At 39.8% G+C, this 1,143-nt stretch carries 1 pseudogene; it reads left to right on the top strand.

The features are described 5' to 3' along the window. Window positions 1-124: 124 nt before the first annotated feature. Window positions 125-1,018 (top strand): annotated as a pseudogene (locus F6K37_RS43660) (glycosyltransferase); the annotation flags it as partial. Window positions 1,019-1,143: the final 125 nt, after the last annotated feature.

Genomic DNA, 1,143 nt, shown 5'->3' on the forward strand with positions numbered 1-1,143 from the left:
TCTATTTTTAAGGCTTTTTGAAGTATTGTTTTTTGCTCTTGTGTCAGATAATTTTTTGCTGGCATATTTCCTATTATTGGGTTATTTATTAATTTTTATTATACCAATTTAAATGCCGAACAGCTTAACTGTATGCAGTGCCTTAATGTTTAATCGGGAAATGAGTGTTCCTCCCTTTAGCATGTCCTGGAATTATGACCCTTCATGGCGGGGAATTCTACGCAATCGAGTGGGTTATGCACTGCTTGATATTATAGGGAAATCTCTGGAAAACGTTATTAATGATTATCGTCAGCAGTGGAATTTATCTCCCTATGATAACCTCAATCAATACTCTTCTCAATTGGCTCAACTTAGTCACCAGCCTGCTGAATTTGAATTTCCTAGAACAGAACTACCGTCTTGTTTTCATTTCACAGGGCCTTATAGTAACCCAGCCAGTCGAGAACCTGTACCTTTCCCTTATGAAAAGCTCACTGGACAACCACTGATTTATGCTTCGATGGGAACGTTACAAAATCGGCTTCTGTGGATTTTCCAAATGATTGCAGACGCTTGTGTGGGATTGGATGCTCAATTAGTCATTGCTTTAGGTGGGGGTGCTAGTCCAGAATCTTTACCAGAATTGCCAGGAAATACCTTAGTTGTTGGCTATGCACCTCAATTAGAACTATTACAAAAAGCGACCCTTACCATCACTCACGCCGGAATGAATACTACCCTAGAATCTTTGAGTAATGGAGTACCAATGGTCGCTATTCCCATTACCAACGATCAACCTGGAGTGGCGGCGCGGATCGCTTGGACAGGAACAGGAGAGGTCATACCTTTGAAAAAAATGAGCCTGGAAAAGCTACAAAAGGCTATCAAACTGGTCTTAACGGAAGATTCCTATAAAAAGAATGCCTTGAGGCTACAAGAGGCAATTATACGAGCAGGGGGAGTGAGTCGAGCGGCTGATATTGTAGAACAAGTGGTGCATACAGGTAAACCAGTTTTGGCTTCAACAAAACAATAATAGAATTATTACAAGGAATAATTTTATGTCTAAATCCCTTATGGGGAGAACCTTTAACTATTAAAGTAGTACAAATGAACGGATAACTTCAGTCCAGAAAATGAAAATATGGTCAATTTGCGACA

This window comes from Moorena sp. SIO4E2 (assembly GCF_010671945.1).
GTDB classification, from domain to species: Bacteria; Cyanobacteriota; Cyanobacteriia; order Cyanobacteriales; family Coleofasciculaceae; genus Moorena; species Moorena producens.